The following is a 25,375-nucleotide window of genomic DNA, read 5'->3' as shown; positions in this document are numbered from 1 at the left end:
ATCTCATGAGCCAGTACGACAAACTCACGTTAAAAGATGGCAGTTATCTGTACTTTAAAGATTGGGGCAGCGGGCAGCCCATCGTCTTTAGCCACGGCTGGCCGTTGACGGCAGATGCGTTCGAAGATCAGATGCTTTTTCTGGGATCGAAAGGGTTTCGCGTGATTGCTCACGATCGGCGGGGACATGGCCGGTCGGCACAACCCTGGGACGGTCACCATATGGATCAGTATGCCGATGACCTGGCCGAGCTGACGTCACATCTGAATTTAAAAGATGCGGTACATGTCGGGCATTCGACAGGCGGTGGCGAGGTCGCACGCTACATTGGCCGCCATGGGACACAGCGCGTCGCGAAAGCCGTACTGATCGGCGCCGTGACGCCCATCATGGTCAAGACCGATTTTAACCCCAACGGCGTGCCGAAAGAGGTGTTCGATGGCATCCGGCAGGGCGTTGTCAACGATCGCGCCGCATTTTTCTATGAACTTACCGCGGCGTTTTATGGCTACAATCGGGCCGGAGAAAAAGAGTCAAAAGCGGTGCGTGAGAGCTTTGTCGAGCAAGGTTTACAAGGGTCAATAAAAGCCCTGTACGACTGTATTAAGGCGTTTTCAGAGACCGACCTACGAGGCGATCTCAAAAGAATGACGATTCCGACGCTGGTTATTCATGGCGATGATGATCAAATCGTCCCGTTGGAAACGTGCGGTAAAGCGGCTGCGGCGATGTTGCCTGACGCGCAGTTGAAAATCTACGAGGGGGGATCGCACGGTATTTGTACCACCCATAAACACCAGATTAATCAGGACCTGCTGACGTTTATCCAGTCATAATTGCTGACGGATTGTTCTGCGCTGATCCTCTTTATTCAACAGGGAGATGAGCGAAGTGCAATTGGTGTAAAACCGGTGCGGCTTATGCACCGGTTTCATGGCCTTAATATCCGACGCTATCCAGTATAAAACGTTTGCCGCAGTTGCCGGGATGCGGTTGCGGTGCAAAAGAGGCGGCTGCCAGCGGCGTGTTGATGGCGTTTGCATGTAATGAAAACTGCATTTCCGTCAGGTAGGCGGGATTTCCCTGGCAGCTCAACTTCACCGCTTTGACGCTCTCTTTGCCCCAGCTCGTTGCCACGGCGGCATCAAAGTCAGCGCGGCTGACGGTTTTGCCGTAATGGTTTCTCAGAAAATCGCCCAGCGTGCTGCGCTTAACCTCGTTGTTCAGGCGCACCATGGTGTTGAAATAGATATTCGGATCAAAACCAAAACAGGCGCCGTGTTTGGCGTATTCGTAGCGTTCAAGGCAAGTGTGTCCTCCGGCACCGGGCATCACCGCGCTCAGCTTCGCGGCGCTTTCCAGCGACAGCCCTGTTTGAGGAGCGGCGCATTTACGGCTGGCGCGGGCTTCCGGCAGGTTCGGGATCGGGCGGGTCGCACAGCCGTAGCGCATCCATCGGCGTTCATCCACGCCTCTGACGGCAATGGATTTAGGCAGACCAGGCCACAGTCCGTGTACGGTCAGAAAATCGGCTTTGTCCTGCGTTTCTTTTTGCAGGCGGCATTCGTCAGGTTCCTGACGCTGGCGTTCATGCTGGCTTTGGCAAAAACCCGTTTGCCAGGAGAGCGCCAACACATAACGGTCAAAATCACCGTACTGTTTCGCCTGAAGTTCGTCGGCTTTCACCGTGGAGACTGGCAGCAGAAATGCGGCCAGTAGAGGACTGTAACGCCATATTGGTTTCATGATTAATTCTGATATATAGAAATACTGTATATCATCTATTTAACCATAAAAAATGCCAGTCAGGTTTATCTGACTGGCATCATTTTCATACTGCTTTCGGGAAGGGGATTAACTCCACAGCGCCAGAATCGGCCAACCCACCAGCAGCAGCATCGAGATATAGATGACGCCAAAGATCGCGCCCAGACGCCAGTAGTCTTTGGATTTCACATAGCCACAGCCGTAAATGATAACGCCAGGGCCGGTTGCATAAGGCGTCAGACAGCCCATGATACCGATAGACAGAACCAGCAGAATACAAAGATGTTCCATCGGCACGCCCGGGATACCTTTACCGACCGCCAGAATAACCGGCAGCATGGTCGCGGTATGTGCGGAGAGGCTGGCGAACAGGTAGTGCGCAAAATAGAACACCAGCACCAGCACAATCACCGTTGCGTTAGGCGAGAAGCCTTCCAGGTGAGTACTCATGGTGGAAGCAAACCAGTCGATAAAGCCGGAGCGGGTCAGGCCATTAGCCATCACCACCAGTGTAGCGAGGTTGACCAGGGTGTTCCACGCGCTGTTATAACGGGTAATGTCTTTCCACGGTACAACATGCAGCGCCAGCATCAGAGATACTGCCAGCAAACCAACGGCGGTAGCGTCGATCATTTCGCCGCCAAAGACCCACAGACCCAGGCTGAGCAGTACCAGCCCGATCAACGTGGTTTCTTTACGGGTCAGACTGCCCATGGTTTTAAGTTCATCACCGGCCCAGGCGGCGACTTCCGCACTGTGGGTGATTTCCGGTTTGTAGAGCACGTACGAGAGCCACGGCGCAACGATAAGCAAAATAATGCCCACCGGCAGGAAGCTCAGGAACCATTGCAGCCAGCTAATTTGAATACCTGCGATTTTGCTGACGAACTCCAGACCCAGTACGTTCGGCGCAGCGCCGGTGACAAACATGGAAGAACTGAGGCTGGTACTGATGACCATCATCCACATCAGATACCCACCGATACGACGCGAGGAGGGATCGTTAGGGAATGATTTAAACAGCGGCGGCAGGTTTTTGATTACCGGGAATACAGTACCCCCGGTTCGCGCTGTGTTAGACGGCGTAAACGGCGCCAGCAGAATGTCAATGATGACAATGGCATAGCCCAGCGTCAGGGTACGCTTACCCATGAATTTCACCAGGAACAGTGCGATTCGACGTCCCAGGCCTGTCACTTCGTAACCCAGAGCGAAGATAAACGCGCCAAATACCAGCCATACCGTGGTACTGGAGAAACCGGCCAGCCCCCATTTCAACGCCTGTTTACCGGCATCAAAACTGGGATCTGCCAGCTCTTTGGCATCAAACAGCAGGTAGTTGCTGCCAATCACACAAATGGTAACAGCAATAAAACTGATGGCTGTCGCCGGAATCGGCTCCAGAATCATCCCGACAATCATCGCCACAAAAACGGCGAAATAGTGCCAGGCCTGAGGGGGCATTCCATCAGGGACGGGGATAAGAAACATGACGCCCATCACTATCAATGGGGCCAACAACTTCCATATATTATCTTTAGATAAAGACATGAGTGATTCTCCGGAAAGGATCTTTTATGTAATTGTGTTAATGGTTGATTTGCGAAATTTGAGCTAAAAACCAGGTGACAATCAGTAGATCGGCGCAACCCCCAGGACTGAGGTTGCGTTCAATGCACTGCTGGTCAAACTGGCGTAGAGAATGAAGATCTGCGGGGGTTCGTATTCCCCCGTTTTGCAGCAAAATATTTGCCTGCTGCTGTAACCAGCGCAGCCCCTGCTCCCCACCGCGAGACGCGACGTTGGTATCCCCATTCATCGCCATCAGCAGCAGTAAGGTATCGAGTAACGCCAGTTCAGGATCTCGCCCCTGAGCCAGCAGCGCACGGTAGTGCGGCAGCGCATGATGAATCACCAGCGGATAGCCAGCTTCAGCTTCACCTCGCGCACCGGTTAACCCCAATTGTTGATAGAGACGCTGACCTGCGGTGAGTTGTTGATTGTTCTGGCGCAGTTCGTGCTGTGTCATGCCCGCGCAAAAGGCGGCGGCGGTGTGACAGAGCGTCTCAGGGGTGATCGGGGAGTGTTGTTGATGGAGGCGACCCACGGCGGCAAACAGCAATCCCAGTGAAAAAATGCTGCCTTTGTGTGTGTTTACCCCTGCGGTCGCGCGGAACATGTCCGCTTCGCAAGCCATCCCAATCGGACGCAGACCTTTTAGAACGTCTTCTGGCAGCATTTGCGCACTGTAAGCCCCGTATTCGATAAAGCGTGGCAGCCAGGCCTGGATTGCCAGGGCGCTACGGTGGAAATCTTCCAGCGCCATATCTTTGTGCGCACCGCAGTTGAGGCGATCCACCAGACCGGGTTTGGGCGATAAATTCACCTCGGTCATCATGGCGCGCCATCCCAGCGTTGCCCAGCCTTCGAGCAAAGAGGGGGACAGGGCAGTGGTCGTGGTCGTGGTCGACGTTGCGTTATTGGGCATCATGCAGCAACGCCTCCATCTGAATGAGAAGATCGGAAAGCGCATGGGTTTTACCCCGCGCGCATTCAACGGCGCTTTGCTCGCACAGCAGACAGCGGCGAGGTGGAAGCGAAAAATCGCGGCGGGACATGATGACCCCCTCAGGGGTCAGCACATCGATATCCCACAAACGTCCCAGCGGGGACTGATGTTCAAGTTCGATCGTGGCAAGCTTGATGTCGCGGACCGGACCTTCAAGCGCAAACAGCGCTTCCGGCCCGCTGGCGGAAACCACGATGGACTGCTCCCTGATAAACCAACCAGACGTCTGCATCATTGTGTGCAGAGCTTCCACGCCGTGATTAAAGATGCCGCGAGTGACTTCGCTGTCTTTAATCGGCCCCGGCGCTACCACGGTAAAGGAGATCAGTGGTGTAGCGTGGCGCACGAGCCAGGCGTGTTGCTTTGCTTGTCTCTCATCACGGCTGGCGAGCAGCTCGGGAATCGAAACCGGATGACGGGTGGCGTTAACCGGGAGCAGGCGCATGGTTTATTCCTTCACCTGATGAACGACATCAATGACCGAACCGTCGCGGTAACGCACCACGGCAATCACGCGGTCGGTGTATTCAATCGGGCGAGGCTGACCGGTGAGCAGTTGCGCGCGCTCGCGCAGCCATTCGATAGACACCACTTTCATTCCCGCTTCTTTCAGACGTTCGGCCAGTTCCGGACGCGCCGGGTTGACGGCGATGCCATGGTCTGTCACCAGAATGTCAACGCTGGAACCTGGGGTCACACAGGTGGTGACATTGTCTACCAGCGTCGGGATACGACCGCGTACCAACGGCGCGACGATAATAGACAGGGCTGCGGCAACGGCGGTATCGCAGTGACCACCGGATGCGCCACGCAATACGCCGTCAGAACCGGTCAGCACGTTGACATTAAAGTGAGTGTCCACTTCCAGCGCGCTCAGTACCACGACATCCAGACGGTCAACCGATGCCCCTTTAGAACCCCAGTTGGCGTACTGGTTGGCGCTGATTTCGATGTGATTCGGGTTGCGGGCCAGTGATTCGGCGGCATTGCGGTCAAAGCTTTGTACATCCAGCAGCTTGCGGATCAGCCCTTTCTCATGCAGGTCAACGATGGTGGCGGTGATCCCCCCCAGCGCGAAATCGGCGCGAATATCGCGGCTGCGCATTTTGTCTTCCAGGAAACGGGTGACGGCAAGAGACGCGCCGCCGGTTCCGGTTTGCAGGGAGAATCCTTCTTTGAAGTAGCCAGAGTTGGTGATCACTTCTGCCGCGCTGCGGGCAATCAGCAGTTCGCGTGGGTTGGTGGTCATACGGGTCGCGTCAGCGCCGATTTTATCGGCATCGCCTACCTGGTCTATCTGCACGATGAGATCCACCTGATCCTGAGCAATGCTGGCCGGGTTATGCGGATAGGGCAGTAACGCTTCGGTCAGCAGCACGACCTGTTTCGCGTTTTCGGCATCGACTTTCGCATAGCCCAGAGAACCGCAACAGGCTTTACCGGTATAACCATTGGCATTACCGAAAGGATCGCAGGAGGGAACCCCGAGGAATGCCACATCAATGCTCAATTCGCCGCTTTGTACGAGGTGTACACGACCGCCGTGTGAGTGGATTTGCACGGGTTCTTCCAGCAATCCGCGGGAAATTTCTTCCGCCAACGGTCCGCGCAGACCGGAGGTATAGATACGGCTAACCACACCCTTGCGGATATGACCGACCAGCGGCGCGTGGCAGTCGCTCAGCGAACTGGAGGCCAGGGTCAGATTTTTAAAGCCCATTCTGGCGATCGTGTCCATGACCAGGTTGATCGTCAGATCGCCGCCACGGAAAGCGTGGTGGAAAGAGATCGTCATACCGTCCTGCAAACCGGAACGGCGAATGGCTTCTTCGAGATCGGCACACAGTTTTTTGTTGCGCGGTTTTTGCGCCTGCAGGTTCTGTTTTGAGCTGCTCTGCCAGGTGGAAAGTTCACTTTCAGCGCGGCGGCTCCAGGCTGTCACCCGTTCTTGTCGTTGAAGTTGTTCGATTTTCTGCGTCATTTTTTTTGCCTTATTCTTCGCGGATGCCGGAAAGTTCTGCGCGGGAAAGCACCAGACGAGCACGTTCAATGACCGGGCTGTCTACCATCTTGCCGTTCAGAGAAACGACGCCACGGCCTTCACGGGCAGCGGCTTCAGCGGCCTCCACCACCAGACGGGCATGGGTCACTTCTTTCTGCGTCGGGGCATACAGGTTGTGCAGCAGTTCAATCTGACGCGGGTTAATGAGCGACTTGCCATCAAAACCCAATTGCTTGATGTGCGAAGCTTCATTAAGGAAACCCGCTTCGTTGTTGGCATCGGAATAGACAGTGTCAAACGCCTGAATACCCGCGGAACGCGCCGCCTGCAAAATGGAGCAGCGGGCAAACAGAAGCTCGGTACCTTCTGGCGAACGCTCGGTACGCAGGTTACGTACGTAGTCTTCCGCACCCAGCGCAATACCGATCAGACGCTCAGACGCATGCGCAATTTCGACCGCGCGGGTGATGCCCAGCGGTGATTCCACGGCGGCTAATAAGCCGGTGCTGCCTGCTTCGCGACCGCAGGTTTTCTCAATACGCAGGATCTCTTTTTCAATATCGATAACGTCCTGCGCGGTGTCGGTTTTCGGTAAACGCACAATATCGGCGCCACCGCGGACAACGGCTTCCAGGTCGTTGATACCCCATTCAGAGTCGAGGGCATTAACGCGCACAATGGTTTCAATATCGCGATAAAGCGGATGTTGCAGGGCGTGGTACACCAGACGACGTGCGGCATCTTTTTCACGCAGTGCGACAGAGTCTTCCAGATCGAACATCAGCGCATCTGCCGGATAGATGAACGAATTGCTGATCATGGCGGCATTGGCGCCAGGCACGAACAGCATGCTGCGACGGGTGCGGGATTTACGTTGTTGTAAGGAGGCGGAAATCATTGGCGATCCTCCCAGGGCAGTGCCTGGATACCGCTGGCGCGTGCCAGCAGTGCTTCCAGTCGAGCGCGTAAAATGCAGTCCAGCGCGCCTTTATCATCGACATTCAGCTGTACGCCGCGCACATCGTAGCGTGAGAGCACCTCCAGAATGGTCGTGCGGATAGCATCGCCAAACTGTTTTTCAACGCTGCTGTTGATTTGCAGGTCGATTTCCTGCGTGTCGAGCGGAGCGATGCGTATCATCACATCTCCAGACTCAAGTGTGCCGGCGACGGCTGCCTGGTTTATTTTCATTTTTCACCTGTTTCTAATGCGGGGGTCTTTTGGCGGACTGTCGCGCTGGATGGGTTGCGCTCAAGCATGTTCTGCAGATAGTGCAGAGTGGCTTCAGGCACCAGCGACGCGATAGCCGTGAGATCTTTTTTAACCAGCAGCTTGCGTACCCAGGAGGCGGAAATCGGCATCTCCTGAAAACACAGCCGCTCAATTTCCACCAGCTCAATGGGTGGGGCGGGAAGCGCGGGCGTCTCCAGCCAGTAACGCATATCGTGGTTGTACTGAGAGGTGACGGTACAAAACGGTTCAGTACCCACGAAACGGTGGGTGACACCCAGTGCGGGCGCCAGGTACTGACGGAAAATCTTCAGGTCGATTTCGGTGTAGCAGTGGTTGATAACACTCTGCTCTTTGATGAAATAGCACGGGAAGGTGGCGCGGGAGATGATGTATTCGGAGCCACGATGGACGGTTAATCGCGGGATATCCGCAGTCCCTTTGAGCACTAAATCAAATCGGTCTTCGTACGGAAAACGGGATGTATCTTCTTTGACTAAGAACACGTGCAACCAGTCGCATTGTGCTGCGGCTTGCTGGATCAGGTACCGATGACCTTGTGTGAACGGGTTGGCATTCATCACGATGCAGCCAATTTTTTTGCCGTCCCGCCGCTGTTTTGCCAGGGATTCCGCGTAGCGTTTTAATCGTGTGGTGCTGTTTTCCATCAACACCATCACACCGGGTACGCTGGTCAGCGTAGCGAAGCCACACTGTTTAAACAGCGCTTCATATTCGGTCTTTGTATAGATGAAGAGATGCGTGCAGTGCCTTTCATAGGCGAGATTGATAAGCTCAGTCGCCAGAGTTAGTGCTAAACCTTCGCCCCGTACGGATTCGCTGATGGCCACGCATTTTATAATATTTCCAGCAATGCCGCCGCAGGCGATCAGACGATCGTCACGCATAACGGTAATGAATATTTCAACGGTGGTATCTACGCTCAGATCATTCTCTTTCAGGAATTGCGTGATCGCCGCCATTTTTATATTTTCAGAGCGTTTTACTTGTGTGAACACATTATTTTCAAACATAGTGAAAAGGGTCCTGAAGATATATGTTGTTGCTGGGTTTTTGTGTTTGTTGTGCAATGTTGTCAGTTGATAACATTTTGTTTACGTCATGGGGTTTTTCTTTTTTTATTAGCTGAACGACCACTTTTGCCCTGACATATACATCGTAAGGAGTATTAAAGAGGTAAATTTTGATTTATTTCACAAAGAGTTAGATGGTTTTTATGTGTTTTATGGTTTTAAGTTTTTTAATTAACTTAACGATCATTTAAGGCGTGGTTTTAATTTGTTTAATTGATTTAAGGTGGGGAATTTGTAACGATCTTAGATTATTCTCTTCTTTCGGAAGAAAACATTTTTATTACATATATGCGTTAAGTGTACCGGTTGACATACGTAAGGAACAATAATGCCCGCTCATAAAAATAAAAAGCAGTTTCTTTTTTTTCGGCGCCTTGCGTTCCCGTTACGAATTTTCCTCCTTATTCTGGTGGTTTCTGTTTTTATCATCGCGGCCCTGGCCCGGTACTTTTCTGCAAGTTTCGAGGACTATCTGGTTACCCATGTCAGGGATATGGCGATGAACCAGGCGAAGATCATTGCTTCGAATGACAGCATAATCTCTGCCGTCGAACATCGTGATTACCCACGATTAGCCAGCATTGCGGATAAACTGCAGAGCGATACCGATTTTGACTACGTCGTGATCGGCGACCGCAATTCGATTCGCCTCTACCACCCAAACCCGAAAAAAATTGGTCAGCCCATGCAGTTCACCAAACCCGGCGCGCTTGAAAAGGGTGAAAGCTATTTTATTATGGGGGAGGGGTCTATCGGCATGGCGATGCGCGCCAAGACGCCAATATTCAATGAAAACGGTCAGGTGATCGGTGTGGTGTCGATTGGTTATCTGGTCAGCAAAATCGATAGCTGGCGACTGGACTTTTTATTGCCGATGGCGGGCGTATTTGTCCTGTTATTGCTGCTATTGATGCTACTTTCGTGGTTATTTGCTTCCCATATTCGCCGCCAGATGTTGGGGATGGAGCCAAAGCAAATCGCGCGCGTGGTACGCCAGCAGGAGGCGTTGTTTAGTTCCGTCTATGAAGGGTTGATTGCCGTTGATCCTGAAGGGTTTATTACCGCCATTAACCGTAGCGCCAGGAAAATGCTGGGTTTGTCTTCTCCCGGGCGGCAGTGGCTGGGAAAACCGATTGAAGAGGTGGTGAAACCTGCGGATTTCTTCACTCAGGAGATCGCAGAGCAACGCCAGGATGTGATGGCCAATTTTAATGGACTCAGTGTTATTGCTAACCGTGAGGCGATCCGCTCTGGCGACGAATTACTTGGAGCGATCATCAGCTTTCGAAGTAAGGATGAGATTTATACCCTTAATGCGCAACTGACCCAAATAAAACAATATGTCGAGAGCCTCAGAACTCTGCGCCATGAACATCTAAACTGGATGTCCACGCTCAATGGTCTGCTGCAAATGAAGGAGTATGATCGCGTCCGGGAGATGGTGCAGGGGGAATCGCAGGCGCAGCAACAGCTAATCGACAGCTTGCGCAGCGCGTTTGCCGACCGTCAGGTCGCCGGTTTACTGTTTGGTAAAGTGCAGCGTGCGCGGGAGTTGGGACTCCAGATGACAATTGTGCCCGGTAGCCAGCTACATCAACTTCCGGAAGGGCTTGATAGCACAGAGTTTGCGGCGATTGTCGGGAATCTGCTCGATAATGCCTTTGAAGCCAGTTTGCGGACTCCGCAAGGAAATAATGTTGTAGAGCTCTTTTTGAGTGATGAAGGGGATGAAGTCATCATAGAAGTTGCCGATCAGGGCTGCGGCGTTCCTGAGGCATTGCGCGAAAAAATATTCGAACAGGGTGTCAGTACGCGAACTGACGAGCCTGGAGAACATGGCATTGGACTGTATTTGATTGCAAGTTATGTGGGGCGCTGTGGGGGGATCATTACGCTGGAAGATAATGATCCTTGCGGCACCTTGTTTTCTCTATTTCTTCCGAAAGTGAAAAAAAACAATGACGGAACCATTAAGCATACTGATCGTTGAGGATGAAACGCTGCTGGCGGAAATGCATGCGGAATATATTCGCCATATTCCAGGCTTTACACAGATCTGGCTTGCCGGGAATCTGGCGCAGGCCCGGATGATGATTGAGCGTTTTAAGCCTGGGCTCATTTTACTGGATAACTATCTGCCAGACGGAAAGGGCATCACGTTACTCCATGAATTGACGCAGTCACGCTACCCGGGCGGCGTGGTCTTTACCACGGCGGCCAGCGATATGGATACGGTGTCTGAGGCCGTGCGCGGTGGGGCGTTTGATTATCTGATCAAACCGATTGCCTATGAGCGACTCGGTCAAACGCTCACCCGGTATCAGCAGCGCAGGCGCATGCTGGCGGGTAACGACAGTGCCAGTCAGCGGCAAATTGACGAAATGTTTAATGCATATGCCCGGGGAGAACCCAAAGGCGATTTGCCTACGGGGATCGATGCATTAACGCTTAATGCGATACTCAAGCTGTTTAGCGATCCGACGGTTCAGCATACCGCAGAAACCGTGGCCCAGGCGCTGACCATTAGCCGGACGACCTCCCGGCGCTATCTGGAATACTGTGCGGGTCGCCATCTGATTATTGCAGAGATTGTTCACGGTAAGATTGGCAGGCCGCAACGAATCTACCACGGAGGATGATTCGGCTATGCCGGATAGCGGTGCAATGAGCGTTGCTACCCGGCATTGATACGTTAGCCGCCGACGATCGCGGACGAGGCTGGCACCATGACTTCAGTGGCGACAATGACGATCAGCAGTCCCACCATCACCGGGACAGATGTCCGCTTCACCACTTCAAAGGGTGATATTTTTGCCATACCGGCAACGGCAACGACCACCCCGGATACCGGGGAAATAGTACGTCCCAGATTTGACGCCTGCAGCATGGGAATCGACAGATAAGCCGGGTTAATGCCGGAAGAGTGCGCCAGTTTCGGTATCATCTCCACAAAGGCATAGAAAGGCGCATTACCGGAGCCTGTCGTCATGGCCGCAAGCATGGTCAAAATCACAAGGACCAGCATCAGAATGATGCTTGCTGAGCCAAAAGAAGTAGCGATAGAGATCAGACTCTGAATAAAACCGATGGTGCTCAGACCCTGAGCGAAAACACCCGCCGCCACCAACAGCATGACCACGCCCGCAAAGGCGTCCGCCATTCCCCGATACGCCACTTCCAGTCCGGAAAATACTTTTTGCGTATTGAAGCCACGAACAAATTCCAGCAAAGCTGCTAACAACATGCAGCTAACCAGAATGGTAATAATGTGCAGTTGCGGGCCCCATTTGCCATCAAATACCAGAACACCAATGATCGGCGTAAAGGGCAGTATTGCGTAAAAAGAGGGCGCGCTGGTGGTGATTTCATTCACATCGAGCATTTCATGTGAAATATTCTCTTTTTTATCCAGATAACGCTGCCAGAAAAAGTGGGCGATCGCCATGCCGATAATGGCGGCGATTGAGATAGGCAGCGTGGTTTTAAATGCAAAATCGATCAGCGGCATTTCCGCTGCTTTTGCGGCCAATACGACATCGCCAGAGGTTGGCGAGAGGATAATTGCTGCCGGAGAAGCACAAATTGCCGCGGCCGCGCCACGGCTAATACCGACGTTGACCATCACAGGGAAGAGGGTCGCCATCAGCAGTACGCCAAGCCCTGTTGCGGAGGAGACGGCCAGCGACATCAGGCAGGCAACAAAATACGCGGCGATCATCAGTAAATAGGGTGAGTTGATATACTTCAGGGGCTTAGACGCTAATTTGACGACCATATCGTTGGCGCCAATATGCGTCATATAGGCGGCGAAACCACACAGCATCATGATCATCATGCCGAGATCGCCACCGCGACTCATCAGCAGAATTTTAATATATTCAACGATATCTGTGGCTGTATAGCCTGTACCAGTTTCACTGGCAGGTAAAACTTTGTGCCCCATGAGCGCGCTGATGATCAGCAGTACCAACCCGCCCACAAATAATACGCCGGTGGCTGAGTAGCCTTTAATGATGTAGCGTGCTACACCCACAATAACCACAACTCCTATAAGGAGTTCAATAAATGTCAACATTATTTCCCCTGTCGCATGGACACCCAGAAAGTGAAAACGAAGCAAATGACTTCAAAATAGGGTAAAAATGTGCCGAATAAACCGTATTCTCTTGCTGATTGAAATCAATAAAAAGACGGATTCAACGCCGCACAGCCTCTTTTTTTAGATAAGGTTTAATTTGTTTTTAATTTGATATGAATTTGATGCAATATTGTTAATTGAGTAATGAGCGGCTGGATTTAAATAAGGTTAAGTCTATTTCCATACAATAATAAAGGCCATCTGTGAGCATTATTCCCGCGAAGAAATACAGTCGAAGACAATAGAAAATCAGAACTTTGCGATTTTTCTCAGTTCCCTTTTTGTTAAGGTTTCATTTGAGTTGGCTTTGCTACGATCGCCGCCGAACCCAAGAATGGTAATTATATTGTGATTGTCGCTAAAAAATATCTTCTTATTTATTCATTTCTGTTTGCTCAGTTGATTCTCCTGCCTCAGGTCTTTGCAGAGGATAAAGGGTGGTTTGATACGCTGAAGGATAATGTTGCGCAAACCTGGCAACAGCCTGAACATTATGATCTTTATGTCCCTGCGATTACCTGGCATGCGCGATTTGCCTACGATAAAGAGAAAACGGATCGTTACAATGAACGTCCGTGGGGCGCGGGGTTTGGTCAATCACGCTGGGATGATAAAGGCAACTGGCACGGTCTTTATATTATGGCCTTTAAGGATTCTTACAATAAGTGGGAGCCGATTGGAGGCTATGGTTGGGAAAAAACCTGGCGGCCGCTAGCGGATGAGAATTTTCATATGGGTTTAGGTTTTACGGCGGGCGCCACAGCGCGTGATAACTGGAATTATATCCCTGTTCCCGTTGTATTACCGTTGGCTTCCATTGGCTATGGACCCGCGACGTTCCAGATGACTTACATCCCTGGGACCTATAACAACGGCAATGTCTACTTTGCATGGATGCGCTTTCAGTTCTGATGCCTGAGCTCCGGACTTTTCTTAAGCTAAAAACATCAATAAAAACAAATGGTAACAACATCACACTAAAAAATAACGCGACATTTATCACTTTTTGGCAAAGTTCGACTGGACAAAATGCACCACAATTGATGTACTGATACCCGACACAGCATTTGTGTCTATTTTTCATGTAAAGGTAATTTTGATGTCTAAGATTAAAGGTAACGTTAAGTGGTTTAATGAGTCCAAAGGATTCGGTTTCATTACTCCGGAAGATGGCAGCAAAGATGTGTTCGTACACTTCTCTGCAATCCAGACCAATGGTTTTAAAACTCTGGCTGAAGGTCAGCGTGTAGAGTTCGAAATCACTAACGGTGCCAAAGGCCCTTCTGCTGCAAACGTAACCGCTCTGTAAGCATACGACAGCAAGAATTCAAAACCCGCTTAATTGCGGGTTTTTTTTCGCTCCTAGTGCGCTGTTGACGTTGAAAAAAGCCAGAAGGCCATTGCTGTCATCGCAAAAGACCCTAACAGGTTGACCAGCACATTGAGCATAGCCCAGCCAAAACGTCCTTCCTGTAGCAGAAAAACGACTTCAGCTGAGAATGTAGAGAATGTCGTTAAACCGCCGCAAAAACCCGTGGTGATGAGTACCTTCCACATCGGGTCGATATGAGTCATGCGATTGAACCACGCAAGCCCCATACCAATGATAAAAGCGCCCAATAAGTTCGCCACGAGTGTGCCAACAGGGAGCGCCTGATGCAGCGGGTTAAACCGCATACTCAACAGCCAGCGTGCAACGCTACCTGTACCGCCACCAATAAAAACTGCTAAAAGAAGTTGTAACACAACACAATCCTGCTATTTGATTGGTATAGGGGTGAGTGTAACGCTGAATAATCCTCTTTGGCGAGTTCAACAAACGTAAGTGGAGGGAATATGTTCGTTGCAGCAGGGCAGTTTGCGGTGAGTCCCCTGTGGGAGAAGAATGCACAAACATGCGTCTCCTTGATGTCTCAGGCGGCAGAAAATGGGGTAGCGTTATTGGTGTTGCCAGAGGCGTTATTGGCGCGTGACGATCTTGACCCCGACTTGTCGGTAAAATCAGCGCAACTTCTGGAAGGGGGCTTTTTGACCCACTTGTTAGGTGAGAGCGCCAGCAATGCCATGACGACCATTCTGACCCTTCATGTTCCCTCCACGCCGGGGCGGGCATTTAATATGCTGGTCGCTCTGCGTGCGGGCAAGATTGTTGCACATTACGCGAAACTTCATCTTTACGATGCCTTCTCGATACAGGAGTCCCGCAATGTGGACGCAGGAGACGCTATTGCGCCGCTGCTGGAGGTGGATGACATGAAGGTTGGCTTGATGACCTGTTACGATTTGCGCTTTCCTGAGCTGGCATTGGCGCAGGCGCTTCAGGGAGCGGAAGTGCTGGTGCTTCCTGCTGCGTGGGTCAGGGGGACGCTTAAGGAGCATCATTGGTCAACGTTATTGGCTGCCAGAGCGCTGGACTCAACATGCTATATGATTGCTGCAGGGGAGTGCGGCAACAAAAATATTGGTCAAAGCCGTATCATCGATCCGTTTGGCGTCACGATAGCCGCCGCCGCCGAGACGCCGACATTGATTATGGCGGAGGTTTCCGCGCAACGGGTTCGCCAGGTCCGGGCGCAACTCCCGGTGTTACATAACCGACGATTTGCGCCACCGCAATTATTATGACGTTTATTTAAACAATGCTTGATTCACCTTGTTACAGATTGTTATTGTGTGCGCGCGCCAAAAGGCCGTTAAAATTCTCAGGTTAATACGGCGCGTTACGCAGCCTGTTTCAAGTTAAGAAGGTATCTATGGGTGAGATTAGTATTACCAAATTGCTGGTGGTTGCCGCACTGGTTGTTCTGCTGTTTGGTACCAAGAAGTTACGTACGCTGGGTGGAGACCTGGGATCGGCAATTAAAGGCTTCAAGAAAGCGATGAACGATGAAGATGCCGGAGCGAAGAAAGACGCAAGCGGCGACGTTCAGGCAGAGAAACTCTCTCACAAAGAGTAATACCCGGAGCAGGATGTCCGCACGTTATACTCTACAGAGAAAAAAACCGGCGATTTGCCGGTTTTTTTTGCCTGAAATGTAAGTGAGTGTTACGCGATCACTTAACTTCCTGTCCTTTTGCCTGCAGGTCTGCATGGTAAGAGGAACGAACAAACGGTCCACACGCGGCATGGGTAAAGCCCATCGCCATTGCTTCCGCTTTCATCTCATCAAACTCATCCGGGCTGACATAGCGCTGTACCGGCAGGTGGTGACGACTTGGCTGCAGATACTGACCCAGCGTCAGCATGGTCACGCCATGACGACGCAAATCGCGCATAACCTCAATGATTTCAGCGTTGGTTTCACCCAAGCCGACCATCAGACCCGATTTGGTTGGGATCTCCGGATGCGCTTCTTTGAAGCGTTCCAGTAACTTCAGGGACCAATTGTAGTCAGCCCCTGGGCGCACCTGGCGATAGATACGCGGAACGTTTTCAAGGTTATGGTTAAAGACATCCGGCGGGGTTGCGGTAAGGATATCCAGCGCGCGATCCATACGACCACGGAAGTCCGGTACCAGCGTCTCAATTTTGATCGTCGGGCTTTTCTCGCGAATGGCCGTAATGCAATCAGCAAAGTGCTGAGCGCCGCCATCACGCAGATCGTCGCGATCGACGGAGGTGATGACAACATAGCGTAACGCCATATCAGCAATCGTCTGCGCCAGTTTTGACGGTTCGTTGGCGTCCGGGGCGACCGGACGTCCATGTGCAACGTCACAGAACGGACAACGGCGGGTACAAATCGCGCCGAGGATCATGAACGTCGCTGTACCGTGATTGAAACATTCAGCCAGGTTAGGGCAGGAGGCTTCCTCGCAGACAGAATGCAGGCCATTCTTACGCATTGCTGCTTTGATGCCCTGAATACGAGTGGAGTCCGCTGGAAGCTTTATTTTCATCCATTCCGGTTTACGCAGCAGGGCTTCACGCTCTGTTGCCACATTTTTAACCGGGATAAGGGCCATCTTATCGGCATCGCGGTATTTAACACCGCGTTCCATCACAATGGGTTTACTCATAGCGTGCGTGTTCCAGTTGCGAATAACGAAGGTAAGCGTTTCAATTCAAGGAAATGTTGTATTTATCAACTATTTTTGAATTAACTATACGCAGTATATCATTGATACGGGCCATAAAGCAGCCTGAGTGGCTGGCAAAATGTAAAATAGTTGTTGTTTTGTGCCCTTCATCCACTATCCCTGGTGGCTAAGCAGCAACATCTTCATTCTGGAAAGCATCACGTATGATGTCGATAACGTTCTCAAGAATAGGGTCGCGCAGACTCACTTTGTTGTAATGCAGAGAAAATGCGATTTTTTCATCGTTGAGAACAGCGTAAGGAATATTTTTAAGCGACCAGCAATGGCTAAACAACGCGTAAAAGCGTGCAGGCATCATGCCAATCACGTCGCTGTTCGCAATCAGCGACGCGATAGTAAAGATGTTGTAACTGCTAAAGCTGACCTGTCGTTCCGGGAACATCTCTTGCACGCGCTGACGTAACAGGTGCAGATTCTGACCTTCCAGCATCAGCAGGGTATGCTCTGCATTATTCAGAGTGTCTTCGGTAAGTGATGCCGAAAGCAAAGGATGATCCTGACGACAGACGAGCTCCATGGAGTCTGTAAACAAGACGTGGCGGTGTATCGCCCGATTGTCATAGGTATGGTTGTCGATGATCAGGTCCGTCTGAAACTGGGTCAGTTGGTTTTCCGCATCGCTGATGGGAATGTTGCGCAGCAGAAGTTGCGGGTAACGCGCTCTGATGGCTTTGTAGATTTCTGGCATGACCAGCGCGCCGACCGAAGGGGTTGTGCCTATGGTAATCGTGCGTTGCTTATCGTAACTGCCGGTCAGATCCAGTGCGCCGAGAATCGACTCCAGGCCCTGGCTAATATACTCATGCAGGTGTGTGGCGTAAGTGGTCGGCGTAACGCCCTGACCCTTTCTAATAAATAATGGGTCCGGGAATATCGTCCGTAGTTTTTGAATAGACTGGCTAATAGCAGACGGCGTCAGATTGAGAATTTTGGCGGCGTTGACAATACCTTTATGAACATAAACCGCTTCAAAAATAGTCAAAAGATTAAGGTCGATATTTCTTAGCGTCCTGAATATTTGAGGTTTGTCCTCTAGCAGATGCTCGGGTGCTCGTTTTTCAGACGGGTTATTGTCATTCACTTTTTTGCTCCGGAGTTATTCATTTTGTGAATAAAATAATAAATATCATCTTCTGTATATATATTTTTGATTAAATATTAATCAGTATTGCTATCTGTATTCCGTTCAATAAGGCAGTCGATAAAAAATTCTTTTTTTCATATAACCTGTCATTTTATCATGCAGTTAGATGAGGGGTATCCCCTAATGACGTTATAGTCGATTGATTGAAAATATAGAAAGCGGGCGGAGAAGTAAAGCATTCAAATAGTATATGGTTAATGACCCATAAAATATCTGGGTCATTATATTTCACGGATTAAGCCTGGATATATTCATGTGCTGGATTATTAAGTAAAGCTAACATGTTCGCCAGTAATCGGGGGCGTACATTATCGGTTGTCGCTTCGCTATCCCATTGCGATATTTTAGCCATCTCCATCCCTGCGTAACCACAAGGATTGATACGTAAGAATGGCGAGAGATCCATATTTACGTTAAGCGCCAGACCATGAAATGAGCAGCCGCGACGGATGCGCAAACCCAATGAGCAAATTTTCTTTTCGCCAACATAAACACCTGGCGCATCGGCACGCGGATGCGCTTCGATATTCAGCTCTGCAAGAGTATTGACGACAGTTTGTTCCAGCAACGTGACCAGCTCACGCACGCCCAACTTACGGCGCTTAAGATCCAACAGCACATACATCACCTGCTGGCCAGGGCCGTGGTAAGTGACTTGCCCGCCGCGATCGCTCTGGATCACGGGAATATCTCCCGGCATTAATACGTGCTCCGCTTTACCGGCCTGACCTTGCGTGAAGACAGGATGGTGCTCAACCAGCCAAATTTCATCATTGTTGTTTTCATCGCGGGTATCGGTGAATTCGTGCATAGCCTGGGAAACGGGCTCGTAAGGCTGAAGACCGAGCTGGCGGACAAGAATTTTATCCTGATACAAAACGGCATCTCCGTAGAGAATGAATAAAAGAGGGGAGAGTATAACACAGAGGGGAATGCTGTTACCCGGACGACGCCGGGTAACCACGGTAATACGACTTACAGCACCATACGAACGATGTCGATGTTGCCTAATTCTTCATACAGGGTTTCTACTTGCTCAATGTGGGTAGCATTGATGGTGATAGAGACCGAGTGGTAATTGCCTTTGCTGCTTGGTTTTACCGTCGGGGAGTAATCACCTGGCGCATGGCGCTGTACCACTTCAACCACCTGATCAACCAGCTCAGGCAACGCCTGCCCCATTACTTTGTAAGTAAATGGTGTAGGGAATTCAAGCAGTTCGTTAAGTTTGGTTTTCATGTCAGCTCCGGCGTAACGTAAATAAAATAATAACTCCCGCCAAAAGCGGGAGTTTTACTGATGCTTAGTATATGGGGATGGAAATCACACTTTCAAGTGTTCAATTTTTAACCAAACCAGTGATGGAACATTAACTTAATGTAATCAACGATTTTGCCGAAGAAGTTACCTTCAGGAATTTCCTGCAGCACTACCAGCGGGCGTTGCTCAATGGTTTTACCATCAAGCTGGAAGTTGATTGTGCCGACCACCTGGTTTTTCTGCAGTGGAGCATGTAATTCGGTGGTGTTCAGAACATAGCTGGCTTTCAGGTCTTTCATTCGGCCGCGCGGGATCGTCAGGTAGACGTCTTTATCTACGCCTAACGAGGCGCGATCGGTATCACCAAACCAGGCGGGTTCAGAAGCAAACTCTTTGCCGACTTTCAATGGGTTTACAGTTTCAAAGAAACGGAAGCCCCAGGTCAGCAGTTTTTTGCTTTCTGTTTCACGCCCTTTGTAAGTACGACCGCCCATCACCGCAGAAATCAAACGCATCTGGCCTTCGGTCGCAGAAGCGACGAGGTTATAACCCGCTTTGTCAGTGTGGCCCGTTTTGATACCGTCGACCTTCAGACTGTTATCCCAAAGCAGACCGTTACGGTTTAACTGACGAATACCGTTAAAGGTAAACTCTTTTTCCCGGTAGATGGAGTATTCGTTAGGAACGTCGCGGATTAAGGCCTGACCGATCAGCGCCATGTCGCGTGCAGAACTGTATTGACCGTCAGCATCAAGACCATGAACAGTCTGGAAATGCGTGTTTTGCAAGCCCAGTGCGCTAACGTAGCTGTTCATCAGGCCGACGAAGGCGTCCTGGCTACCCGCGGCGAAATCAGCCATCGCGACGCAGGCGTCGTTACCGGATTGCAGGTTAATACCACGGATCAACTGTGAAACCGGAACTTGCATGCCGGGTTTCAGGAACATCAGGGATGAACCTTTAAATACCGGGTTGCCTGTCGCCCAGGCGTCGTTACCGACAGTAACCAGATCGGTTTCTTTAAATTTACCGGCTTTCATTGCCTGACCAATGACATAGCTGGTCATCATTTTCGTCAGGCTTGCCGGGTCGCGGCGCATGTCAGCATTCTGCTCTGCCAGGACTTTTCCGGAATTGTAATCGATCAGGATGTATGACTCCGCATCGATCTGCGGAACACCCGGGATCATGGTTTTGATATTCAGGTCATCGGCATGCACAGCGGAAATGGAGGCTGCACAAAGAGCCGTGGTGAGCGCCATGCGCTGCAGGAAACGAGCGGAAAAAGTGGTCTTCATGGTCTGAACTACGACATCCGTGATGGAATTAAAAAAAGTGCCCTACTATAGCAAATGCTATACCCGCAGGCATCTGACTTTCGGCATGACTTTGTTAACGTCATTAACAAAAATTGACAGTTCAGATGCCTGCTTTACACCGCTACGCGCCGGTAATAAAGGACTGTAATTGAGCTTCGGATTGCAAACGTTGCTGCAAGGTACTGGCTTCGTTTTTACTGCCGAAAGGCCCGAGTTGAATACGCCAGACGGCACCGTTTTGCACCACGCGACCCGGTACACCAAACTGCTGGCTTAAGCGCTGTTGATACTGTTGTGCGCGTGCCTGATCGCTCACGGCACCGACCTGTACCACAAAGCGGCCGCCGGTAGACGCCGATGAGACTGGCGTTACTGCCGCGCTTGATGCTGGTGTGGTGACGGGGGGCGTCGTCGTGGCGGGTGCAGGGGCTGGCGTGGGTTCGCTACCTTCCAGCACGCCCGGCGCTAACGTGGTCGGCGCACCGAGGAAACCGCTGCTGCTGACTGGCGCACCCGCAGAGTCATCGCTCTTCAGCGTCGAGTTGCTGATCGCGCGAACATCACCTTGTGGCTGTGTCGGTTCTGGCGCGGAAGACGCGCCTCCCATGCCGCTGCTGAGATCAGGGCGAGAGGGCAGAGCGTAAGTTTGTTTCGCAACGGTCGTACACGCCATACCGGGTCCGGAGAGCGAGCCATCCTGAGCCACGATAATTGGGTCAATCCGCACTTTGGTATTGTTCGACGTGTTCAGTCGGTCGGCAGCGGCACGGGAGAGTGAAATCACCCGATCATTACCGTAAGGACCGCGATCGTTGATGCGAACGACGATCATGCGACCGTTAGCCAGGTTAGTGATTCGCGCATAGCTGGGGATCGGCAGTGTCGGGTGCGCGGCGGTAAGTTGCATAGGATCGAACGCTTCGCCTGACGCGGTCAGGTTGCTGCCCGGCTCGGCTTCATAAATAGCGGCCAGCCCAGCCTGGCTAAAGCGAGAAGGATCCTGCACGATGTTGTAGCTTTTACCGTCGCGCTGATAATCCTGATTTGCCGTTGGGTTGAGCGGTTCAAAACGCGGATCGGCTCCGCTGATTTCAACAATCGGCCCATTACATACCGCTGGCTGCGGTGCGACGGTCGTTTGTTGCTGACCATCATCACTCGTACATGCCGCGAGCAGCATAATTCCTGCTGCGACGCAGACTCCAGGCAACTGCTTACGCATTGCGTACCCCTTACACGCTTTTCGACAACATTTTTCTGTGGGTGTGGATCGACATAACAATCCCGAACCCGGCCATCAGCACTATCAGTGCGGAGCCTCCGTAACTGACCAGCGGGAGTGGAACCCCGACAACGGGCAGAATACCGCTCACCATACCAATATTTACGAAAACATAAACGAATAATATCAACATCAAACCGCCAGCCATGACCCGGCCAAAGGTAGTTTGCGCCCTGGCGGCAATCCATAGCCCGCGCATGATCAGCAAAATGTAAAGTGTGAGCAGAATTAATATTCCGACCAGACCGAGCTCTTCCGCCAGCACCGCGAAGATAAAGTCAGTATGGCGTTCGGGTAAGAATTCCAGCTGCGACTGAGTACCGTGTAACCAGCCCTTACCGCGCAGACCACCAGAGCCAATAGCAATTTTAGACTGGATAATGTGATAACCCGCACCTAAAGGGTCGGTTTCCGGATCGAGAAGCATCATCACGCGTTGGCGCTGATAGTCATGCATCAGGAAGAACCACAAGATGGGGATAAACGCGGCGACCAGCACCACGGCAACGCCAATCAGGCGCCAGCTCAGGCCGGAAAGGAACAGCACGAACAGACCGGAAAGCGCGACCAGAATTGAGGTGCCAAGGTCGGGCTGCGCTGCAACCAGCAGCGTAGGCATGAAGATCAATACCAGCGCGATCGCCGTGTTCTTCAATGACGGTGGGCAGACATCACGGTTGATAAAGCGCGCGACCATCAGGGGGACGGCTATTTTTGCAATCTCAGAGGGTTGAAAGCGCACGATACCAAGATCAAGCCAGCGTTGCGCCCCTTTCGATATTGCGCCAAAGGCATCGACCGCCACCAGCAAAATAATACAGAAAATATACAGGTAAGGAGCCCAGCCTTCGTAAACACGAGGGGGGATCTGCGCCATCACCACCATGATCACCAGACCCATGGCGATTTGCCCTACTTTTCGCTCCATCATGCCAATATCCTGGCCGCTGGCGCTCCAGATAACCAGAGAGCTGTAAACCAGCAGCGCAAGCAGAATAAGCATCATGGTGGGATCGATATGAATCTTATCCCAGAACGTTCGTTTGTTCGGATTATCCGTCATGATTATTGGTCCTCCGCCGCTGTAACCGCTGGGTTTTCCGCAGGCAAATTGGTGTTGTTGTCACCCAACATAATGTGGTCGAGGATTTGACGCATAATCGTCCCCACCGCCGGGCCTGCGCCGCCGTTTTCAAGAATTATGGCCACGGCAACCCGGGGCTCGTTGTATGGCGCGAATGCCGTCATCAGTTTATGGTCACGTAAACGCTCGGCAATTTTGTGCGCGTTGTAGGTTTCATTGGCTTTCAGACCAAAGACCTGCGCGGTACCGGATTTTGCGGCAATTTTATAAGGCGCGCTGGCGAAGTATTTATGCGCAGTACCGTTCCCACGGTTTGCCACGCCATACATCCCGTCTTTAGCCAGTTCCCAGTAACCCGAATGGATATCACCGACGGGTTTTTCGTGCGGTTGTTCCCAGGGAACCTGTTTACCGTTTTCTGTCGTACTCATCAGCAGATGGGGAACCTTCACCACACCGTCATTGATGAGGATCATCAGCGCTTTACTCATCTGGATTGGCGTCGCAGTCCAGTAACCCTGACCGATACCCACCGGAATGGTGTCGCCCTGATACCACGGTTTCTTAAAGCGCTTTTGCTTCCACTCACGGGTCGGCATGTTGCCGGAACGCTCTTCGGAGAGGTCGATCCCGGTATAATGGCCGTAGCCAAACTTACTCATCCACTCGGAGAGGCGGTCAATCCCCATATCATAGGCAATCTGATAGAAAAACGTATCCGCCGACTCTTCCAGTGATTTCGTGATGTTAAGGTGGCCATGCCCCCATTTTTTCCAGTCGCGGTAGCGCTTCTCGGAACCTGGCAACTGCCACCAGCCTGGGTCAAACAGACCGGTATTGCGGGTGATCACGCCAGCGCTGAGCGCAGATACCGCTACATACGGTTTAACCGTCGAGGCCGGGGGGTAAACACCCTGAGTGGCGCGGTTAACCAGCGGCGTATTCGGATCGTTGAGCAAACCTGAATAATCTTTGCTGGAGATGCCATCGACAAAGAGGTTAGGATCGTAACTTGGCATGGAGACCATCGCCAGTACGCCGCCCGTTCGGGGATCGGTCACCACGACGGCGGCACGACTGCCTGCTAACAGCGTTTCGATATATTGCTGAAGTTTAAGATCCAACGTCAGGTAGATGTCGTGCCCGGCCTGCGGCGGCACCTCTTTGAGCTGGCGGATCACGCGACCACGGTTGTTGACTTCAACTTCTTCGTAACCCGTCTGACCGTGCAGGACCTCTTCATAATAACGTTCAATACCGAGCTTACCGATATCATGCGTCGCGGCATAGTTGGCCAGTTTGCCGTCTTTATCAAGGCGCTCGACATCTTTGTCGTTAATCTTCGAGACGTAGCCAATGACGTGGGTCAGCGCAGAACCATACGGGTAGTAGCGACGTTTGTAGCCTTTCACTTCCACGCCGGGAAAACGGTACTGGTTGACGGCAAAACGCGCCACCTGAACTTCTGTCAGGTTTGTTTTAACGGGAATAGACGTAAAGCGGTGGGAGCGTGAGCGCTCTTTTTTGAAGGCAGCGATATCGTCGTCGTTTAAATCGACGACATTGCGCAGCGCATCCAGCGTTTCCTGAACGTTATCCACCTTTTCCGGCATCATTTCTATCTGGTAAATGGTGCGGTTAAGGGCTAAGGGGATACCATTGCGGTCGTATATGATCCCGCGACTGGGGGCGATAGGCACCAGTTTTATACGGTTTTCATTTGAGCGGGTCTGGTAATCGGTAAAACGCACGATTTGCAGATTATAAAGATTGGCGATGAGCACGCCGGTTAGCAGCAATATACCCAAAAAGGCAACCAGCGCCCGGCGCACAAACAGCGCGGACTCAGCCGTATAGTCGCGAAAAGAATTCTGTAGTTTCATCCGCTGCTTAATCTACTCAAGGCTTAAACGATCACTCACGGTGATAAGGGTGATTGGTGGTAATGCTCCACGCCCGGTACAGACTCTCTGCGACCAGCACCCGAACAAGAGGGTGGGGAAGCGTTAGCGCAGAGAGGGACCAGCTTTGTTCTGCCGCCGCTTTACAGGCAGGAGATAACCCCTCCGGGCCGCCAATCAGCAGGCTGACGTCGCGGCCATCCAGCTTCCAGCGTTCCAGTTCTGTCGCCAGTTGCGGCGTATCCCAGGGTTTGCCCGGGATATCGAGGGTGACGATGCGGTTTTTGCCTGCGGCGGCCAGCATCTGCTCACCCTCTTTATCGAGTATGCGTTTAATGTCCGCGTTCTTGCCGCGCTTTCCCGCTGGAATTTCTATCAGCTCAAAAGGCATGTCTTTTGGAAAACGCCGAAGGTACTCCGTAAATCCCGTTTGTACCCAGTCAGGCATTTTCGTGCCAACAGCGACAAGTTGAAGCTTCACGCA

Annotated in this window: 26 protein-coding genes; 7 read left to right on the top strand and 19 right to left on the bottom strand. The window is 51.6% G+C overall.

The features are described from left to right. Positions 1-5: 5 nt before the first annotated feature. Positions 6-836 (top strand): alpha/beta fold hydrolase, encoded by an 831-nt coding sequence (locus P2W74_RS16480; protein ID WP_276292453.1) that lies wholly within the window; start codon positions 6-8, stop codon positions 834-836. Between the two features lie 103 nt (positions 837-939). Here P2W74_RS16480 and rna read toward each other — a convergent pair whose 3' ends face one another. From rna to citC, 8 genes are all read right to left on the bottom strand, one after another. Beyond that, positions 940-1,746 (bottom strand): ribonuclease I, encoded by an 807-nt coding sequence (rna, locus tag P2W74_RS16475; protein WP_276292452.1) that lies wholly within the window; start codon positions 1,744-1,746, stop codon positions 940-942. 108 nt (positions 1,747-1,854) lie between these two features. Further along, complete coding sequence (citT, locus tag P2W74_RS16470) at positions 1,855-3,318, bottom strand: citrate/succinate antiporter CitT (RefSeq protein WP_276292451.1); 1,464 nt, start codon at positions 3,316-3,318, stop codon at positions 1,855-1,857. Positions 3,319-3,355: 37 nt separating this feature from the next. Further along, on the bottom strand, positions 3,356-4,258 hold the full coding sequence (gene citG / locus P2W74_RS16465; RefSeq protein WP_276292450.1) for a triphosphoribosyl-dephospho-CoA synthase CitG: 903 nt from the start codon (positions 4,256-4,258) through the stop codon (positions 3,356-3,358). Next, the gene (citX, locus tag P2W74_RS16460) at positions 4,245-4,781 is read right to left on the bottom strand and encodes a citrate lyase holo-[acyl-carrier protein] synthase (RefSeq protein WP_276292449.1); all 537 of its coding nucleotides are present in this window, start codon (positions 4,779-4,781) and stop codon (positions 4,245-4,247) included. Before citX ends, citG begins: the two co-directional genes overlap by 14 nt. 3 nt (positions 4,782-4,784) lie before the next feature. Further along, positions 4,785-6,317, bottom strand: a complete 1,533-nt coding sequence (gene citF / locus P2W74_RS16455) for a citrate lyase subunit alpha (RefSeq protein ID WP_276292448.1) — start codon at positions 6,315-6,317, stop codon at positions 4,785-4,787. Positions 6,318-6,327: 10 nt separating this feature from the next. Beyond that, positions 6,328-7,236, bottom strand: a complete 909-nt coding sequence (gene citE, locus P2W74_RS16450; RefSeq protein WP_276292447.1) for a citrate (pro-3S)-lyase subunit beta — start codon at positions 7,234-7,236, stop codon at positions 6,328-6,330. Beyond that, a complete protein-coding gene (gene citD, locus P2W74_RS16445) occupies positions 7,233-7,529 on the bottom strand; it encodes a citrate lyase acyl carrier protein (protein ID WP_276292446.1) in 297 nt (98 codons plus the stop codon). Before citD ends, citE begins: the two co-directional genes overlap by 4 nt. After that, positions 7,526-8,602, bottom strand: coding sequence for a [citrate (pro-3S)-lyase] ligase (gene citC, locus P2W74_RS16440; protein ID WP_276292445.1), 1,077 nt, complete (start codon positions 8,600-8,602; stop codon positions 7,526-7,528). Before citC ends, citD begins: the two co-directional genes overlap by 4 nt. 388 nt (positions 8,603-8,990) lie before the next feature. Here citC and dpiB point away from each other — a divergent pair, with 388 nt between their 5' ends. Together dpiB and dpiA are read left to right on the top strand one after the other, a co-directional pair. Continuing rightward, the gene (gene dpiB / locus P2W74_RS16435) at positions 8,991-10,652 is read left to right on the top strand and encodes a sensor histidine kinase DpiB (RefSeq protein WP_276292444.1); all 1,662 of its coding nucleotides are present in this window, start codon (positions 8,991-8,993) and stop codon (positions 10,650-10,652) included. Then, complete coding sequence (dpiA, locus tag P2W74_RS16430; RefSeq protein WP_276292443.1) at positions 10,621-11,301, top strand: two-component response regulator DpiA; 681 nt, start codon at positions 10,621-10,623, stop codon at positions 11,299-11,301. The genes dpiB and dpiA overlap by 32 nt, the downstream gene beginning before the upstream one ends. 53 nt (positions 11,302-11,354) lie before the next feature. Here dpiA and dcuC read toward each other — a convergent pair whose 3' ends face one another. Next, on the bottom strand, positions 11,355-12,737 hold the full coding sequence (gene dcuC, locus P2W74_RS16425) for an anaerobic C4-dicarboxylate transporter DcuC (protein WP_276292442.1): 1,383 nt from the start codon (positions 12,735-12,737) through the stop codon (positions 11,355-11,357). A 411-nt stretch (positions 12,738-13,148) separates the two neighbouring features. Between dcuC and pagP the strand changes: the two genes are divergently transcribed. Together pagP and cspE are read left to right on the top strand one after the other, a co-directional pair. Continuing rightward, entirely contained in the window at positions 13,149-13,712 is a 564-nt protein-coding gene (pagP, locus tag P2W74_RS16420; RefSeq protein ID WP_407649436.1) for a lipid IV(A) palmitoyltransferase PagP, read from the top strand. Positions 13,713-13,899: 187 nt separating this feature from the next. After that, positions 13,900-14,109 (top strand): transcription antiterminator/RNA stability regulator CspE, encoded by a 210-nt coding sequence (cspE, locus tag P2W74_RS16415; protein WP_000034826.1) that lies wholly within the window; start codon positions 13,900-13,902, stop codon positions 14,107-14,109. Positions 14,110-14,162: 53 nt separating this feature from the next. On the opposite strand, the gene crcB is transcribed toward cspE, so the two are convergent. Beyond that, positions 14,163-14,546: a fluoride efflux transporter CrcB gene (gene crcB / locus P2W74_RS16410; protein ID WP_276292441.1), complete on the bottom strand. Its 384-nt coding sequence runs from the start codon at positions 14,544-14,546 to the stop codon at positions 14,163-14,165. A gap of 90 nt (positions 14,547-14,636) precedes the next feature. Here crcB and P2W74_RS16405 point away from each other — a divergent pair, with 90 nt between their 5' ends. Continuing rightward, positions 14,637-15,425: a deaminated glutathione amidase gene (locus P2W74_RS16405; RefSeq protein WP_276292440.1), complete on the top strand. Its 789-nt coding sequence runs from the start codon at positions 14,637-14,639 to the stop codon at positions 15,423-15,425. A 128-nt stretch (positions 15,426-15,553) separates the two neighbouring features. After that, complete coding sequence (gene tatE / locus P2W74_RS16400) at positions 15,554-15,757, top strand: twin-arginine translocase subunit TatE (protein WP_192611531.1); 204 nt, start codon at positions 15,554-15,556, stop codon at positions 15,755-15,757. 97 nt (positions 15,758-15,854) lie between these two features. Here tatE and lipA read toward each other — a convergent pair whose 3' ends face one another. The 9 genes from lipA to rlmH form a co-directional block, all read right to left on the bottom strand. Further along, entirely contained in the window at positions 15,855-16,820 is a 966-nt protein-coding gene (gene lipA / locus P2W74_RS16395) for a lipoyl synthase (protein WP_276292439.1), read from the bottom strand. 187 nt (positions 16,821-17,007) lie between these two features. Continuing rightward, the gene (locus P2W74_RS16390; RefSeq protein ID WP_276292438.1) at positions 17,008-17,982 is read right to left on the bottom strand and encodes a YbeF family transcriptional regulator; all 975 of its coding nucleotides are present in this window, start codon (positions 17,980-17,982) and stop codon (positions 17,008-17,010) included. A gap of 298 nt (positions 17,983-18,280) precedes the next feature. Next, positions 18,281-18,922, bottom strand: coding sequence for a lipoyl(octanoyl) transferase LipB (lipB, locus tag P2W74_RS16385; protein WP_276292437.1), 642 nt, complete (start codon positions 18,920-18,922; stop codon positions 18,281-18,283). A gap of 98 nt (positions 18,923-19,020) precedes the next feature. Continuing rightward, positions 19,021-19,284, bottom strand: coding sequence for a DUF493 family protein YbeD (ybeD, locus tag P2W74_RS16380; RefSeq protein ID WP_000850547.1), 264 nt, complete (start codon positions 19,282-19,284; stop codon positions 19,021-19,023). Positions 19,285-19,391: 107 nt separating this feature from the next. Then, complete coding sequence (gene dacA, locus P2W74_RS16375) at positions 19,392-20,603, bottom strand: D-alanyl-D-alanine carboxypeptidase DacA (RefSeq protein ID WP_192611535.1); 1,212 nt, start codon at positions 20,601-20,603, stop codon at positions 19,392-19,394. Positions 20,604-20,745: 142 nt separating this feature from the next. Beyond that, a complete protein-coding gene (rlpA, locus tag P2W74_RS16370) occupies positions 20,746-21,846 on the bottom strand; it encodes an endolytic peptidoglycan transglycosylase RlpA (RefSeq protein WP_276292436.1) in 1,101 nt (366 codons plus the stop codon). A 10-nt stretch (positions 21,847-21,856) separates the two neighbouring features. Next, positions 21,857-22,969, bottom strand: coding sequence for a peptidoglycan glycosyltransferase MrdB (gene mrdB / locus P2W74_RS16365; RefSeq protein WP_276292435.1), 1,113 nt, complete (start codon positions 22,967-22,969; stop codon positions 21,857-21,859). Positions 22,970-22,971: 2 nt separating this feature from the next. After that, the gene (gene mrdA / locus P2W74_RS16360) at positions 22,972-24,873 is read right to left on the bottom strand and encodes a peptidoglycan DD-transpeptidase MrdA (RefSeq protein ID WP_276292434.1); all 1,902 of its coding nucleotides are present in this window, start codon (positions 24,871-24,873) and stop codon (positions 22,972-22,974) included. 31 nt (positions 24,874-24,904) lie between these two features. Further along, complete coding sequence (gene rlmH / locus P2W74_RS16355) at positions 24,905-25,372, bottom strand: 23S rRNA (pseudouridine(1915)-N(3))-methyltransferase RlmH (protein WP_003022725.1); 468 nt, start codon at positions 25,370-25,372, stop codon at positions 24,905-24,907. Between the last annotated feature and the right edge of the window lie 3 nt (positions 25,373-25,375).

It is taken from the genome of Citrobacter enshiensis (genome assembly GCF_029338175.1).
Classification (GTDB): Bacteria; Pseudomonadota; Gammaproteobacteria; order Enterobacterales; family Enterobacteriaceae; genus Citrobacter_D; species Citrobacter_D enshiensis.
The sequence above is the reverse complement of the archived record's forward strand: the minus strand, read 5'-3'. Positions and strand labels throughout refer to the sequence as shown.